The sequence below is a fragment of the Massilia yuzhufengensis genome (assembly GCF_900112225.1).
Classification (GTDB): Bacteria; Pseudomonadota; Gammaproteobacteria; order Burkholderiales; family Burkholderiaceae_D; genus Telluria; species Telluria yuzhufengensis.
The window spans coordinates 49012-64266 of sequence record NZ_FOLD01000010.1 but is presented as its reverse complement, the minus strand read 5'-3'; the positions used below and the strand labels follow the sequence as shown (position 1 = coordinate 64266).

Genomic DNA, 15255 nt, shown 5'->3' with positions numbered 1-15255 from the left:
CTACTCTTGGGGCTTGCGCAGCTCCCTGAACCCGCCTTCGGCTATACGCTGCTGGCGCCACACATAGTCCCCGGTCAGGTTGATGTGCTCCCAGCCCAGCGGTGACAAAAATTGCAGCATACCGTCGTCTGGCAACTTGCCTTTCTCACGTAAGGCCTGCGTCGCCCGCTCCAGGTAGACCGTGTTCCACAGTACGATTGCGGCCGTCACCAAATTCAGGCCGCTGGCGCGGTACCGCTGCTGCTCAAACGACCTGTCGCGGATCTCGCCCAGCCGGTGGATGAATACCGCCCTGGCCAGCGCATTGCGCGCTTCGCCTTTGTTCAAACCGGCGTGTACGCGTCGGCGCAGCTCGACGTTCTGGAGCCAGTCCAGGATAAACAGCGTGCGCTCGATCCGCCCCAGCTCGCGCAGCGCGATCGCCAGGCCGTTCTGGCGCGGGTAGCTGCCTAACTTGCGCAGCATGAGCGACGCTGTGACGGTGCCGTGCTTGATCGAGGCGGCCAAGCGCAGCACGTCGTCCCAGTGTGCGCGCAGGTGCTTGACGTTCAGGCTGCCGCCGATCATCGAGCGCAAGGCGGGGTGATCGCCCACTTTGGCCGGCACGTACAGCTTGGTGTCTCCCAGATCGCGGATGCGCGGCGCGAAGCGGAAACCCAGCAGGTGCATTAGCGCGAACACGTGGTCGGTGAAGCCGGCGGTGTCGGTATAGTGCTCCTCAATGCGAAGGTCCGATTCGTGGTACAGCAGGCCGTCGAGCACATAGGTCGAGTCGCGCACGCCGACGTTGACCAATCTGGTGCTGAACGGCGCGTACTGATCGGAAATATGGGTGTAGAACAGCTTGCCGGGCTCGGCGCCGTACTTGGGGTTGATGTGGCCCGTGCTCTCGGCCCGGCCGCCCGCGCGGAAGCGCTGGCCGTCCGACGACGACGTTGTGCCGTCGCCCCAGTGCGCAGCGAAGGCGTGCTTGAACTGGGCGTTGACCAGTTCAGCCAGGCCGGCCGAATAGGTTTCGTCCCGGATGTGCCAGGCCTGCAACCAGGACAGTTTCGCGTAAGTGGCGCCGGGACTCGATTCCGCCATCTTGGTCAGGCCGAGGTTGATGGCGTCGGCCAGGATCGCGGACATGAGGAACGTCCGGTCCTTGGCCTGCTCCCCGCTCTTAAGATGGACAAAGTGGCGCGTGAAACCGGTCCAGTCGTCCACGTCCATCAGCAGTTCGGTGATCTTGATCCGGGGAAGCATGCCGCTGGCGAAGTCAATCAGCGCCTGGGCCTCGTCCGGCACCACGGCGTCCTGTGGGATGATCCTCAGTCCTGTCTCAGTAATGATCGCATTGGGCAGTTCGTTCGTCAGCGCGAGCCGGTTGGCGGTGGCCAGTTGCTGTTCGAGCAAGAGCAAGCGGTCGTGCAGGTACTGGTCGCAGTCCTGGTTGACCGCGATCGGCAGCTCGCGCGCTGATTTCATCGCCCCGAACTTTTCCGTGGGTAGCAGGTATTCCTCGAAGTCCCGGAACTGGCGCGAACCCTGCACCCAGATGTCGCCCGACCGCAACGAATTCTTCAGCTCCGACAAGACGCAAATCTCGTAGAAGCGGCGGTCAAGACCGTCGTCGGTGATGACCAGGGGCTTCCACCGCGCCTTCACGAACGCGATCGGCGCATCGTCCGGCACCTTGCGCGCCCCGGTCATGTTCATCTCGCGCAGGACGTCGATCGCGTCCAGCACCGCTTGCGCCGCCGGCGCAGCTTTAAGCCGAAGCACATCGAGGAACTCAGGCGTATAGCGCCGCAGGGTGCTGTACTGCTCTCCCACCAGGTGCAGGTGGTCGAACGTCTCGGGCTGGGCCAGTTCTGCCGCCTCGGTCACGCTTTGCGTGAAGTCTGTCCACGGCAGCACGGCCTCGATCGCGGCATACGGGTCCATGCCGGATTCCTTGGCCTCGACCAGCGCGCGCCCGATTCGGCTGTACAGGCGCACCTTGTCGTTGATGGCCTTGCCCTGCTTCTGGAAGTCCTGCTGATGCTTGTTCTTGGCCGCGCTGAACAGCTTGATCATGATGCGGTCGTGCAGGTCGACCAGTTCGTCCGTCACGGTGGCCATGCCTTCGATGGCCAGCGCCGCCAGTGTCGCATAGCGCCGCTCATCCTCGAACTTCGCCAGGTCGCGCGGCGTCATCTGCGCACCCTCGCGCGCCATCTTCAGCAGGCGATTCTGGTGGATCTGGCGGCCAAGCCCCTCCGGCAGTGCCAGAGACTGAAACACCTTGAGCCTTTCGATGTGTTCGCGCATGTAGCGGGAATTGGGCTTGAGCGGAGACTGGCGCAGCCACACAAGCCAGGTGATGCTCATGTCAGGCGCCACGTTGAGCAGGTTGTCAAGCGAGCGCTTGTGGTGCCGCTCCAGCGGATCGATCAGCGCGCGGTAAATGCGCCGGTTGGCCCGCGTCACGGCCTCGGCGCAGGCCCGCTCGATGACAGTGAGCGCCGGCAGGATGATGCGCTTCTGGCGCAGCGTTTCAAGGGAATGCGCGGCGAGGACCATCGCCTTGTCGGTCTGCATAGCGAGGTCGGCCAGGCTGTCCACCAGCTTGCGGAAGTCCGGCAGGCCGAAGACTGACAGTCCCAGGTAGGCGCGCAGCTCGTGCAGGTGTTCGTTGCGCGTCTTCTCCCGCTCGCCGTATTCCGGCCAGGCGCCGGCGTCGCTGCGCACCTGCTTGGCGATCCAGTGCAACACCGAATCCGGCAGCGCGGTGTCGCTGGCAAGCGCGTAGCCGGGATAGCGCAACAGGCACATCTGGACCGCAAACCCAAGGCGATTCGCTGCCCCGCGCCGCTGCCGGATCAACGCCAGGTCGGCATCCGTGAAGCTGTATTGCTGAATCAAATCATCCTGACTTTGTGGCAATACCAATAAGCTGTCGCGTTCGGTATCGGACAGCAGTGAGCGGCGTGGCATTCGGTCCGATCCTTCGCTGAAAGGTTTGTGTGGTGCGCCGGTAGAAGGATCGCCCTGACAATGGTTCGCATCATTCGAACCCATTAAATTTAAAAAGGTAAAGCGCTTTACGTTTTTGTCTTCCGTGTTTTCGGACTGGCTGCGGCGGGTTTCTTTTTCAAATCCGCGTTCTCGCCCTCCAGCTCGCTAACGCGAGCCTCCAGCCGCTCATTCGCCTGGTGGGCATGCTCCAGGCGTTCCACCACCATTTCCAGTTCAAACTGCCTGCTGCTAGCTAACTCGCGCGTCGCCGTCAGTCCTTCCGTGGCCTCGTACAGCTTGCGGGCTTGCTCCCTGGCCGCGTCTCGCTGCTCGTGCAATGTGTGTTCCAGCTGGGCCTTCTCGCTCCGCAGCACGGCCAGCGCCTCGCGGCCGTCCTGGAAGTTGGCGCGCAGCGTGGCCGCCTCCTGTTCGGCGCGGGCAATCCGCGTTTCGTAGGCGTGCTTGTCATCCTGCCGCTGGGCCGCGCTCGCCTCCTGGAAGTGCTCGAACTGGCGCCGCGCCTGCGCCAGCTGGTCCGCCAGCTCCCGGACCTCGGCCGTGCGGTCGGCCAGGCGCTGGGCCTGCCCCGTCTTTTCTGATTCCAGGGCGGCGATCGCCACCGCATCTTGATGCCGGGCAGCCTGCTCGCGCGCGAACGCCGCCATTACGCTGTGCAGTTCGGCTTTCAGGGCTTCGCGCTCTATGCCAAGCTGGCGCACCTCTTCGCGCAGCGCCTCCGCCGCTTGTGCGACTTTATGTGCCGCCAGCTGGTGCTCAATGCGCAGCTGCTCGACCTGAACCTGCGCGCCTACCTGCACCCGGTCGTAGACGCCCTTGATCGCCTCCAGCAGATCGGCCGGCACGCCCGCGCCCGCCGCCGCGACCTCGCCTTCGTGCTGCGCCTTCCATTGTTTAAGCATTGGCGCGATCGTGCTCTTGCTGCCGGTGCCGCCCAAGGCCTCGCGCACGGTGTCGACGGTGGCGTTCTTGCCGGCGGCGGTCAGCTGGGCGGCCGCCTTGGCGACGTGGGAGTACAGGATACCGGCTCTGGCCATGATCGCTCCTTGGATAAGATAACGTGCGGGTAATACGTAATGGTACGTTATATTACGATATAAAATCGATCCGAAATGAGTGAATAATTAGGCTCGATAATGTAGATTATCGACACCGATGCCGATCCGCAGCGTGCTATCCTGCCGTAACCCCCGTTACAAGCCCGACCGCGAGCAACACAGCCATGGCCACCCCCGAACCCGCCGACAACGGCGCCGAAAATAACGATGCACACCCAGCGTCGGCGCTGCACTCTGCCGTTACAGCTGTGGACGCCGTGCTCGCAGCCCAGCACCGCGCCGTCCTGGCCGCCGCCACGGCCGACAACACGCGCCGGGCGTACCGGTCCGCCGTAAACCACTACCTGGCGTGGGGCGGCGTGTTGCCGGCCGACGAAGCGGCGATCATCCGATACCTGCTCACCTACGCGCCGACCCTCAATCCCCGCACCTTGGCGTTGCGCCTGACGGCACTGTCGCAGTGGCACGTCCACCTGGGCTTCCCCAATCCGGCTTCGACACCGACCGTGCGCAAGACACTGACGGGGATCGCACGCACGCACGGCCGCCCGAAGAAGAGGGCCAAGGCCCTTCCAATCGAGGACCTGGAACGTATCGTGGTGCAGCTGGTCAGCGCCGGCACGTTGAAGGCGACGCGCGACAACGCACTTTTGCAGATCGGTTTTTTCGGCGGATTGCGGCGCAGCGAGCTGGTCGCCATCGAGGTCGGACATATTGGCTGGACACCCGAGGGCATCGAGATCATGCTGCCGCGCTCGAAGACTGACCAACTGGGCGAAGGGATCATCAAGGCGATCCCGTACAGCGACGGCCCTTGCTGCCCGGCGGCGGCGTTGCGCGCCTGGCTCGACGCCGCCGACATCATGGCCGGACCGGTGTTTCGGTCTATCAGCAAGTGGGGGACGGTGGCCAGCGCCGCTCTGGGCGTGGGCAGCGTGAATACGATCCTGGAGGATTGCGCGACACTGGTCAAACTCGACTACGTGCTAGACCTGTCTAGTCACAGTCTGCGGCGTGGCATGGCCACCAGCGCGCACCGCGCCGGAGCCGACTTCCGCGACATCAAGAAGCAAGGAGGCTGGCGCCACGACGGCACGGTCCATGGCTACATTGAGGAGGCCAGCCGGTTCGAGGATAACGCGGCCGGCAGTCTGTTGCGTAAGCGGGTCAAACCGGCCTGATTTGTCTCAGCGCCCGCTTGCCCGTTGTTGAAAAGCAGCACCGGCCGGCCCCCGGCTGTGCCGGGGCGAGCGACGGCATGGCGCGAAGCACGTCCCCGGCGGGCATGCTCAGTAAAGGCGTCTACAGGAAGGGGATGGCATCAAATTCATTGCGCCAGGACATAATGCGCCAAGGCCATCGCTTCGCCCTCGCTCAGTTGGGAGAAAGCTGGCATCGGTACAGGCCCCCATTTGCCAGCGCCGCCCGCTCGAATATTCCTCGCCACCAGTGATACCGCGTCTGCCTTGCCCTTGTACTTTGCCACCACTTCCTTGAATGCCGGCCCGACGACCTTTTTGTCGATCGAATGACATCCCATGCAAGCATTTGCGGCAAGCAACGCTTTCGTATCGATTGCTGCGGTGGCGCCGGCCTTCGGTGCAACTGCAGCTGGCTTTATCGCCGCGTTCGCAATCGGCACTGCGTTACTGCGTTCGGCACCGTAGGTCTTGACCAGGTAATCGACCATGTCCGGGATATCCGCGTCTGAGAATTGCGCACCGAACGGTTTCTTCATCTTTCTCACGGTGGCATCCCAGTAGCCGCGCGGCGATGTCGTGGGCTGCGACTGGATGTAATGGACCGAGTGACATGTCATGCAGTTGCGCTGGGCCAGCGCATATCCCGGCAACTCGCTGGGTTTGAAGACAGCAGTTTCAGGCGGAAGCTGAATGTCGAGGGCGAAAGCTGGGGCCGCAGCCATCAGACTGATGGTGAACAGAGAGCAAATCAGTGGATGTTTCAATGTGGTTCCCCTTATACCGCGACGACGCGCGTCGATTCGACCACATTGCGCATGTAGCCGGCAGGGTTCCACAGGGCGCTCGCGGGTTGGCCTTGACCGATCCGGTTGCCCGCCCGAACCAGCAGTTCGTGGTTTCCTTTTTGTTTCGGCGTGAACGCCGCGCTCCACTCTCGAAAAGAATAGCGCCCCAGGTCCTTGCCCAGTTGTGCGGCTTGCCAGTTCTTGCCACCGTCGGATGAAAACGCCACCTCATTCACGCCGTAGCCGCCGTCGAACGCAATCCCGCGCACCACCGTCTGGCGCCCGACCTTGACGTGCATGCCGTCGGTCAGGCTGGTCACGAACGAGCGCACGTTGAGGCGATTGATCGGGACGGTCTTGGTCGGCGCCTTTCCCGGCTCGGTACAGGCGCACTGATTGTCGGGGATGCGATAGGCCGTGCTCATCCAAAATCCGTCGAATACCTTGTCGGTCACGGTAATGTCGGACAGATGCTTGACCCAATAGGTGCCGTAGTAGCCGGGCACCACCAGGCGCAGTGGGTAGCCATTCAACATCGGCAGATCGGCACCGTTCATTTGCCAGGCCAACATGACTTCGCCGTCGAGCGCATGGTCGATATTGAGCGCCTTCATGAAATCGGGCCCGTCGCCAACGGGCGGCGTGTCAAGGCCGTTGAACGAGACCTGTACCGACCCGGCCTTGACGCCGGCCTTTTCCAGCACCTTGCGTAGCGGCACGCCAGTCCAGCGTGCGTTGCCCATGGCACCATTCGATAGCTGGCCGCCGTTGGCGCGCGGCGACAGGTGGCCGCGGCTGTTACCGGAACACTGGTTCACGGCAACCAGTTCGGTGGCGTCAGCCATTTGCTTGAGGTCGGCGAGCGAGAGCTCCAGCGGCGTATTAACATTGCCGCCGACTTTGAGACGGTATGTTTGCGCATCGATCGCGGTGGGAATGCCGCTCCAGTGATATCGGACGAAAAACGCATCGTTCGGCGTAATCACCGATTCGTTGAACACACTGAACGGAGTTTCCAGCTGCGGCGGACGGGCGGTCAGCAGGATCAGCGGCCGCTTTTGAGGATACACGACCAGTTCGCGCTCGCCGTTTTCAAACGGCAGCGTGACGTGGCCTGCCTCCGCCGCGAGCGCGCTCAATACCGGACTGCCGAACACGCCGGCGGCACCGAGCGTGCCGGCCTGCCTCATAAAGGAACGGCGCCGCAACGCCTCCGCCGTCAATATCAACGAGTTCTTCGCCATACTGGTCTCCGTTATTATTGTGAAATCGGTTAGCTCGATACTGCCACAGTATTGTCGTGATTTGCTTACTGCACGCTACTCAATACGGCTTTTTGTGGATCGACGGCCACGTCCCCTTCCATCACCAGGATGCGACTCGCCGTCGCGGCCTTGTCGTTGAGGCTGTTGCTCACGGCGCGCATCGGTCCGATCGCAGTGCCGTTCGCCATCCCCATCGGATTCGTCTTGAAACTGGCCACCGGCGCGGCCTGGCCGGTGACGTACACGCTGTACGCGGTCTGCGGCTTGAGTTTGAACAGCGACACTTCCAGCGCGTCCACCACGCCCAGGTTACGGGCCACAACGAATCCCTTGGCCTCGCCGGCAGCGGGTTTAAGCGCAATGTTGATTGGCTCGCTGTTGGCGCGCGGGACCAGGTTGGTCATGCCGTCGCCGTGCGGCACGGCGTTCGAAACGTACACCAGTGCCTGCGGCGCCTGGCCGACCGGTGCGCGCGCAATCACCTTGTTGGTGGCGCTGTCGATGACATCGACCGCGTCGCCGTTTTCAAGTCCCACATACAGACGTGTGCCGTCGTCGGAGGTCCAGATGCCGTGGGGCAACGCGCCGGTAGGGATCGTCGCAACCAGCGTCGGCGTGGCGTCGGTGGTGTACACCTTGACGACATTCTCACCGCCGATCGTTACGTAAGCACGGGTGCCAGCCGCAGTCTTCGCGAACGCCAAGTGGTTGGTAATGAAGCCGGTATCGATGACGCCCTTTACTTCCAGGCTGGCAGTATCGATGCGCGTCACTTTGCCGGCATCCTTGTGCGTCATCCACATTTCCTTGAAATCAGGGGTGAACTGAAGGAACGGCGAGAACGGGCTGACGACCTTAATGTGCTTGATGACCTTGTGCGACTTCATGTCGATCACGTCGACCACGGGATTGAAGCTGGAGACGACGAACGCCAGCTTGCCGTTCGGCAGGAACTGCACCATGCCGGGGCCGGCGGTCGTCTCGATCCGCTTTTTCTCCTTGAAGGTGACCGGGTCGATCACCGAGATGTAGTCTTCGCCGCGCACCACCGCCCAGACTTCGCGGCCGTCGGCAGTGAAAAACCCTTCATGGGGCGAGCGACCGATATAGGTGATTCCTTTGACCTTGTTGGTCGCCGTGTCGATGAATGCCACCGAGTTAGAGCCGTTTGAAATGGCAATCAGGGTCTTGTGGTCGGGCGAAAAGCCCAGGCCGTGCACATTGATCTCGCCCTTGTATAGCGGCGACAACACGTCCGGACGCTGGTTGCCCAGTTTGATCTGGCCGAGCAGCAAATTGGTCGCCGGGTTGATCACTGAAACGGTATTGGTATTCTGGTCAGCGGTGTAGACGCGGTCTTGCGCGCCAGGAGCGGCAAACGCGGAGGCGGTGAGCAGGCTGCTGACGGTCAACGAGAAAACGCAGTGACGGAGTTGCATGATTTATTCTTTCTTGGTGATCGAAGTGGGAGCAACTTTTGCCTGAGCCGATTGGTAGCGCTGCAACCAGGCCTGCATAATGTTGATTTCGTTTTGCTGTTCCGTGATGATGCCTTGGGCGACGTTGCGCAATTCAGGATCCTTGGTGGTGAGCAGGAGCGCTTTCGCCATGTCGATGGCGCCCTGGTGGTGCGGAATCATCATCGTCACGAAATCATGTTCCGCAACGCCATTCATTGGCGCGCGCTTCATGCCGTCATCCATGACGGCCATGGCATCGTCCGTCAGCGCGGCAAACGGCTTGGCCGTGCTGGCGATAAATACGGGGGGCTTTGCCGCTGGCGACTGGCCATGATGGTGGGCCATGGCCTGTCCGAGAGCACTAGCGCCAATCAGGGCGGCAACGGCGAACGTGGCCAAGCGTCGAAGGTACAAGGGACGGTTCATTAAGGTCATGACGGTTTCTCCAGTTGGTCGTACACGGCGGTGGCAACGCGCGCCAGTTCGGCCTTGTTAATTCCAGCCGACAGCGCATAGCCGAATTTGCCGTCGATCCAATAAAACACATTCACCGGTCCCTCCTGGGCGAAGCGAAAACCTGTGTCCTTGTTGTGCGCCTGGTCGGTCGACACGTACAAGGTGAGGCGCTGCCCGGTCGCGTCGTGGTACATGAACTGCGCCACCGCGCCTTGGGCGCCAGGGAGCAGGCGACCACCGATCAGCTCGTAGCCGAGTTTGCCCAGCCGGGGTGGCCGAATTGCCGTGCCGAGGCGTTTGGACAGCCATGCCACTAGCTGCTCTTCCTGGTCAGCCCCGATTTCCACCGGCCGCTTGACATCCGGGCTATAGACAACGTGGGCGATTGCGGCCTGATGGGCCAAGCCGGCAACGTACAGCGCCGGCCTGGCCTGCATGGAATCACCTTGGGCGTACTGAATCTCGCCTGCCTGCTGGCCATGCAGCAGCCACCCTGTCGTGCCGCTGAACAGGGCGATGGCAAGACCGGCTACCAGCCGCTGCCATTGCCACTGGCGCGGTCGCGCTGCGCTTAAGCGCTCCGGCACCGCTTCGTCGAGCACGGGATTGAAAAGCGCGCGCAGTTCATCGTTTTGCGCTGTATAGGCGCGCAGCCGCTCCGCCTCTTCCGGGCGCTGCGCCAGATAGGCGTCGACCTCGAGTCGGCGCGCGGCAGGCAGCTTGCCGTCGACGAAGGCGTGCAAGTCGGCTTCCGTGATGGGTAGGGTATTCATTTGACCACCTTCAAGGGTGCGATGTACGCTCTCCCTTCCATATTCGCGCGCATTTTTTCACGCGCGCGCGACAGGCGCGACATGACCGTACCGATGGGAATCTTGAGCGTTTGCGCGACGTCGTCGTAACTCATTTCTTCCAAGGCCACCAGCAGCAGGATTTCACGCTGTTCCTCTGGCAGCGCACGCAAGGCCGTTTCCATGTCGCGCAGTTCGAGTCCGCTTGAAGGACTGCCAGGTGCTAGTGCCATCGATGTCTCCTCGTTGAGCGCTTCCGTCGGCACTGAAGGCCGCCGCGCCTGGTCGATACGCAGGTTGTGCATGATGCTGAACAACCATGCGCGCATATCGCTACCACCCTCCCATGACGCCAGTCTCCCCCATCCGCGCTCGACCGTGTCCTGCACCAGGTCGTCGGCGCCGGCCCGATCGCCGACCAATGCCCGCGCATAGCGGCGCAGACGGGGAATGCAGGCCAGCAGCTGGTCGCGCGAATTGGGCATGGATGTCACTGGAGTATCGGTCGATTAATCAATAAGCTGCTGCGGTCAGTTTCGGATCGATCTGCCAGGTTTCGTTGACCAGCTTGCCATCGCGGTAGGTCAGCACATAGCGCACATTGACCTGTGCCTTGCCTTCGAACTGCACCTTGGCGACGATCGTCGCACCCTTTGGGTTCGCCGATTCCTCCAGAGCAAGCACAGTCACGCGCGCCGGCCCGACAGCCTTGCCAAACTTTTCCCAGGTGGCGCGAATGGCATCGGAACCGGCGTACATGCCGTCAAGCGGCCCGCCGACCCATGTCAGCTGGGCGTTGTCGGCATAGCCACGCATGATGACGGACGTGTCACCGGCGCCAATGGCGCTAAAGTGAATCTGCGCGGCATCGCTCATCGGGCTGGCGACAGCGCTGCCGATCGAAGCGATAGCGAGGATGACGGCGAAGGTCGCTTGTTTCATGAAATTCTCCCTGGTTGGGTCAGTCGGACGGAAAAAACCGGTGTTATCGAGGTGAACGGATCTGCGGATGATTTATTCCATCTATTTCAAATTAATTTTCGCAGGCGTTTCGTCGCGCGCTATTTGGGAGAGGCGGATCATCGCTTCCAGCGCCAGAGATGCCTTTGTCTTGTACCGTTCGGGATGGCGCAACATGTAGAACGCGCGCTCCGGCAAGTCGATGTTTGCTTTCGCCAGCAAACCTGCCCGCAGATGCGAGGCTACTACCAGTTCCGACATGGCGGTGGCGAACTTGCCGGCCATCACAGCGGAGCGGACCGCTTCGTTGGACGGCAATGTGAGTGCGATATCGAGTGCATCGAAGTCGACATGCATCGCCTGAAGTGCGCACTCGAGCGCCGAGCGCGTGCCGGACCCCTTTTCGCGCAAGATCCACTGTGCCTCAAGAAGATCCGCGTGCAGCAGCCTCCTCCCTGAAGCCCATGGATGGTGCGCTGCGACTACAGCGACGATCTGGTCGGATGCGATGGCATCGACCGATAGTGTCGGCTCGTCGATGGCGCCCTCGACAAAGCCAAGGTCGGCGCCCCCCTGAAGCACTGCTTGGGCGACATTATGGGTGTTATCGATGGTCACGCTCAGTGCGATCGCCGGATGCGCTTGGCGAAATTGCACGAGGTACTCGGGTAGCCAATAGCTGGCGATAGTCTGACTCGCATGAATGGTCAGCGTGCCACGTTTCATTCCACCCAGCTCGGCCAATGTCAGTTCGGCGGCGCGCGCGCTGGCGATCGTGCGGCGTGCTTCTATCAGGAAAATACGGCCCGCTTCGCTGATCTCGATGCCGCGGCCGACGCGATTGAATAGGGCAGTACCATAGCGTTCTTCCAGCACCTTGATCGAAGCACTTACCGCTGAAGGGGTGAGCGCCAACACTGCGGCGGCCTGGGTCAAATGCTGTCGCTCGGCGACTTCAACAAAAATCCGCAATTGTTCTAGTGTCATCTGATTGTTCAATTCTATTGAACGATATATTCGATATTGTAAGATGGACATAACAATCTGTCGACTTGATAATCGTTCTATTGAATTCGAGAATCAGGAGCGGCAAATGGTCAAGCAACCACTAAAACTCGTTCGCAACGCGCTGCCAGGCTTGGCACTTTGCGCTGTGGTTACTGCGATAGCTTACGCAATGGAAAACATCGAAAGCGCTTTATTTGGCCACGCATGGCTCGAAAGCCTGGTGCTGGCCATTCTTCTAGGCACCGTCGTGCGGACGGTGCATCGGCTCGATACTCGCTTCGAAGACGGCATCCAAGTCGGTGCGAAATTATTGCTGGAAATCGCGGTCGTGCTGCTGGGCGCTTCGGTCAGCGCCGGTGCGCTGCTCGAAAACGGCATCGGTCTGATGAGCGGCATCGCGGCAGTGGTCGCCATCGCGATTGCGCTCAGCTTTGCCCTTGGCCGTGCTTTTGGTCTGCCGCGCAAGATGGCCATCTTGATTGCCTGCGGCAATTCGATTTGCGGTAACTCTGCCATTGCCGCGGTGGCCCCGGTTATCGATGCGGATGGAAAGGACGTCGCTGCGGCGATCGCCTTCACTGCCGTGCTTGGCGTTGTCGTGGTGCTGGTGCTGCCGCTAATGGTGTCACTGTTGTCGTTTTCACCAACGCAGTTCGGTGTCTTTGCCGGGCTGACCGTCTACGCGGTGCCCCAGGTGCTGGCCGCGACCTCATCGATATCGCTTAGCAGCGTCCACATCGGCACCCTGGTGAAACTGGTGCGGGTGCTGATGCTGGGCCCAGTCGTGCTGGTACTGTCGCTGATTGGTCGGCGCGAAGGTGGTCGTCGTCCTGCGCTGTCGCATATGGTCCCGTGGTTCATCGTCGGCTTTTTGCTACTGCTGACCTTGCGCTCGTTCGGCGCCATTCCAGAGGCGGCAATTGCGCCGATGCACGTGACGGCGAATTTCCTCACCATTATGTCGATGGCCGCACTCGGACTCGGCGTCGATGCGCGCTCAGTCATGCGGGCCGGTTGCCGGGTCGCCGCAGTTGTCGTGTTGTCGCTGCTGGCGTTGGCAGTCATCAGTTTTTTCCTGATAAAAATGCTCGGCATCGTTTGAAGCACTGCCCGATTAGCGGCTACCGTTAGAAATCGAGGATCTGTATTTTTTTAATACGAGAAACTTGGTGGTATTGCAGAAAGTTACAGTCTGATACGCTTGGCAAGCAGTCGCGCAATGCGCTTGCCAGAGCGGTCTTGATTCATCGCTTAAGGTGATATGTGCGACCGCGGCTTAAACCTGGTGACGGGCGCCATCGTTCTTTGGCATGCGGTGTTTCTGGAGCGGGCGACACAGGTTGCGCGCGGTCCTGGCAGCTCCCCGACGCCAGTATGCTGCAGTTTCGTGTCCTCGTTGGCCTGGGAGCACATCTACGGGACCGGATATTACATTTGAAGGAAGAGCAAGAAGGTTGATGAGAAAAATATCGGCCGCTGCGGACTTCAAGAATCGGTAACAGGGCTTAGCGCCCGATTTTTTCCGTTTTCCCTATTCTCCCCAATTTCCACCTTCAAGTTGTGGCATGTGACGGCTGCGGTCGCATACCCATGGTACCCGACCAACAAGGACAGCAGACACCAAGCAATTTTGCGGAAGGCGGCAGTCATGCAAAAAATGTAGCATCTGCTGTGATGTCCCGTTGTACGATACAGATCGGCAACCATCTCTACCTGAAAGCGCTGACGCAGGGCTCACAGCGGCACCGGCGCATAGTGCACACCGGTACCGTCTGCGTCGCCGCTTACTTGCTCGTCGCCTTGTGCTTCGCCATCCACTGGTCGAGCTTCTTGATCTCCTTGGTCTGGTCGGAGATTACCTTCTTGGCCATCGCCTGCATTTGCGGATCCTTGCCGTTCTTGAGCTGGGCTTTTGCCATATCGATACCTGCCTGATGATGCGAGCGCATCATCATGGCGAAGTCATGATCGTGATCCCCGGTCATCTGCATGCTCGACATCTTCTGGTGCATGGCCTCCATCGACTGCATCATCTCGTGTCCAGGCATGTCGTGGTGTTGACCAGCTTGGCCTGACGGGGCCCCATGCTGCGCGTGTTGCCCGGACTGCGCAAACGCATTCAGCGACACAGCGGAAACGAGTGCAAATGCACCGGCCATGAGAGTGATACGGGTTTGAACTTTCTTCATATTCTTCTCCTTGAGTAAATGATCAGCACTTAGTGCCGCACAATGTGGCGCCTCCATTGGCGATTCTGGAAGGAGTTCGATGATTAAGGCTGTGCGCTAACGCACCTTGTCTGTACATCTCCGTAGATCAGCCGCGCCTGCCAATCACTGCATGCCACTCGGCCAGCGCCTGACTTTAGTCAGCCTTAAGGATGCTCCAGGCCAAAATTGGCGTGCTATACTTCCCACATCTATGAACCGCGCACTCAAGACATTTTTCGTTTGGCTAATGTTGGCCGTGCTTCCGCTGCACGCGGTTGCGGCCAACCGTATGTCGTGCGGTCCGGTTCACCAGCAATCCAGCCAGGGTTCGATCGACCCTGGCTTGCTGTCGCACGAGCACATGGCCAGTGCGCATGCTCACCACGGTGGCGACCATGCCAGCCAAGCGGCAGATTCCCTGGTCGATGTCGATCAGGCAGACTCCAAGGCCGACAAGAAGCCTCACTCCACCTGCAGCGCCTGTTCCGCATTCTGCCTGGGTGCTGTCGCGCCACCCTCCACTCATCTCGTTGTTCCGGCCTTCGATGGCTCAGACGTAGTCGTCGTTGCGCCTGCGGCCTTCGCCGTAGGCTTCATCCAGGACGGCCCCCAGCGCCCTCCCCGGCACTAATCCGCTTAATCGTAACAAGAGCTGACCCGCTATCCTCTAGTGCCGTCATCGCTCTTGAGCATTCGCGCGTGTCTACGCACGCCCTGTTACTGATTTTGAGGATTGTCCATGACTTCCAAGCTTTTGGCTGCCGCTATTGGCGCCGTGCTGGTACTGCCGATGTACGCGCACGCCCAGCAATCCCGTCCGCTGCCAGACCCTGCGGACCCCGCAGTGGCAGTACCACCGACCGTGTACGAGTCGGTCATTACCAGTCGTTCGCCTGCACCGCAGGACGCCCAAGCGACGCCTGACAAATCCTGGCGCGCCGCAAACGATGCCGTTGCCGGAGCGCCGGGCCATGCGGGACATGGTGCCCACGGCGGTGAGCAGAACCACCACGGCCATAAAGAAGCGCCGGCTCCGTCCGCACCAGCGCCCACTTCGCCA

The 15255-nt window shown here is 61.0% G+C and carries 15 protein-coding genes; 4 read left to right on the top strand and 11 right to left on the bottom strand.

Features of this window, described 5'->3' with window-relative positions:
* Positions 1-2961 (bottom strand): Tn3 family transposase, encoded by a 2961-nt coding sequence (locus BM031_RS10745; protein ID WP_091874569.1) that lies wholly within the window; start codon positions 2959-2961, stop codon positions 1-3.
* 107 nt (positions 2962-3068) lie between these two features.
* Entirely contained in the window at positions 3069-4037 is a 969-nt protein-coding gene (locus BM031_RS10740; protein WP_091874568.1) for a DNA-binding protein, read from the bottom strand.
* A gap of 185 nt (positions 4038-4222) precedes the next feature.
* Between BM031_RS10740 and BM031_RS10735 the strand changes: the two genes are divergently transcribed.
* Complete coding sequence (locus BM031_RS10735; RefSeq protein ID WP_083684450.1) at positions 4223-5239, top strand: tyrosine-type recombinase/integrase; 1017 nt, start codon at positions 4223-4225, stop codon at positions 5237-5239.
* 146 nt (positions 5240-5385) lie between these two features.
* On the opposite strand, the gene sorB is transcribed toward BM031_RS10735, so the two are convergent.
* The 8 genes from sorB to BM031_RS10695 all read right to left on the bottom strand — a co-directional run bounded on the left by sorB (position 5386) and on the right by BM031_RS10695 (position 11964).
* A complete protein-coding gene (gene sorB, locus BM031_RS10730) occupies positions 5386-6024 on the bottom strand; it encodes a SorB family sulfite dehydrogenase c-type cytochrome subunit (protein ID WP_228892616.1) in 639 nt (212 codons plus the stop codon).
* Between the two features lie 11 nt (positions 6025-6035).
* Positions 6036-7235 (bottom strand): SorA family sulfite dehydrogenase catalytic subunit, encoded by a 1200-nt coding sequence (gene sorA, locus BM031_RS10725; protein ID WP_370660048.1) that lies wholly within the window; start codon positions 7233-7235, stop codon positions 6036-6038.
* Between the two features lie 119 nt (positions 7236-7354).
* On the bottom strand, positions 7355-8749 hold the full coding sequence (locus BM031_RS10720) for a YncE family protein (RefSeq protein WP_091874567.1): 1395 nt from the start codon (positions 8747-8749) through the stop codon (positions 7355-7357).
* A gap of 3 nt (positions 8750-8752) precedes the next feature.
* The gene (locus BM031_RS10715; protein WP_051306793.1) at positions 8753-9196 is read right to left on the bottom strand and encodes a DUF305 domain-containing protein; all 444 of its coding nucleotides are present in this window, start codon (positions 9194-9196) and stop codon (positions 8753-8755) included.
* Between the two features lie 5 nt (positions 9197-9201).
* On the bottom strand, positions 9202-9999 hold the full coding sequence (locus BM031_RS10710; protein WP_075791080.1) for an anti-sigma factor family protein: 798 nt from the start codon (positions 9997-9999) through the stop codon (positions 9202-9204).
* On the bottom strand, positions 9996-10502 hold the full coding sequence (locus BM031_RS10705; protein WP_075791081.1) for an RNA polymerase sigma factor: 507 nt from the start codon (positions 10500-10502) through the stop codon (positions 9996-9998). Before BM031_RS10705 ends, BM031_RS10710 begins: the two co-directional genes overlap by 4 nt.
* Positions 10503-10530: 28 nt before the next feature.
* Complete coding sequence (locus BM031_RS10700; RefSeq protein WP_091874566.1) at positions 10531-10959, bottom strand: nuclear transport factor 2 family protein; 429 nt, start codon at positions 10957-10959, stop codon at positions 10531-10533.
* Between the two features lie 81 nt (positions 10960-11040).
* Positions 11041-11964, bottom strand: a complete 924-nt coding sequence (locus tag BM031_RS10695; RefSeq protein ID WP_036216428.1) for a LysR family transcriptional regulator — start codon at positions 11962-11964, stop codon at positions 11041-11043.
* A 106-nt stretch (positions 11965-12070) separates the two neighbouring features.
* On the opposite strand from BM031_RS10695, the gene BM031_RS10690 reads away from it, so the two are divergent.
* Positions 12071-13087 (top strand): YeiH family protein, encoded by a 1017-nt coding sequence (locus BM031_RS10690; protein ID WP_091874565.1) that lies wholly within the window; start codon positions 12071-12073, stop codon positions 13085-13087.
* A gap of 159 nt (positions 13088-13246) precedes the next feature.
* Entirely contained in the window at positions 13247-13423 is a 177-nt protein-coding gene (locus BM031_RS26340; RefSeq protein ID WP_136223706.1) for a Tn3 family transposase, read from the top strand.
* Positions 13424-13769: 346 nt separating this feature from the next.
* Here the strand turns inward: BM031_RS26340 and BM031_RS10685 are convergent, their stop codons facing one another.
* Positions 13770-14174: a DUF305 domain-containing protein gene (locus BM031_RS10685; protein ID WP_229408778.1), complete on the bottom strand. Its 405-nt coding sequence runs from the start codon at positions 14172-14174 to the stop codon at positions 13770-13772.
* A 232-nt stretch (positions 14175-14406) separates the two neighbouring features.
* Here BM031_RS10685 and BM031_RS10680 point away from each other — a divergent pair, with 232 nt between their 5' ends.
* Positions 14407-14826 carry a hypothetical protein gene (locus BM031_RS10680; RefSeq protein WP_143084557.1) on the top strand — a complete coding sequence of 140 codons (420 nt, stop codon included), beginning with the start codon at positions 14407-14409 and terminating at the stop codon, positions 14824-14826.
* Positions 14827-15255 lie beyond the last annotated feature (429 nt).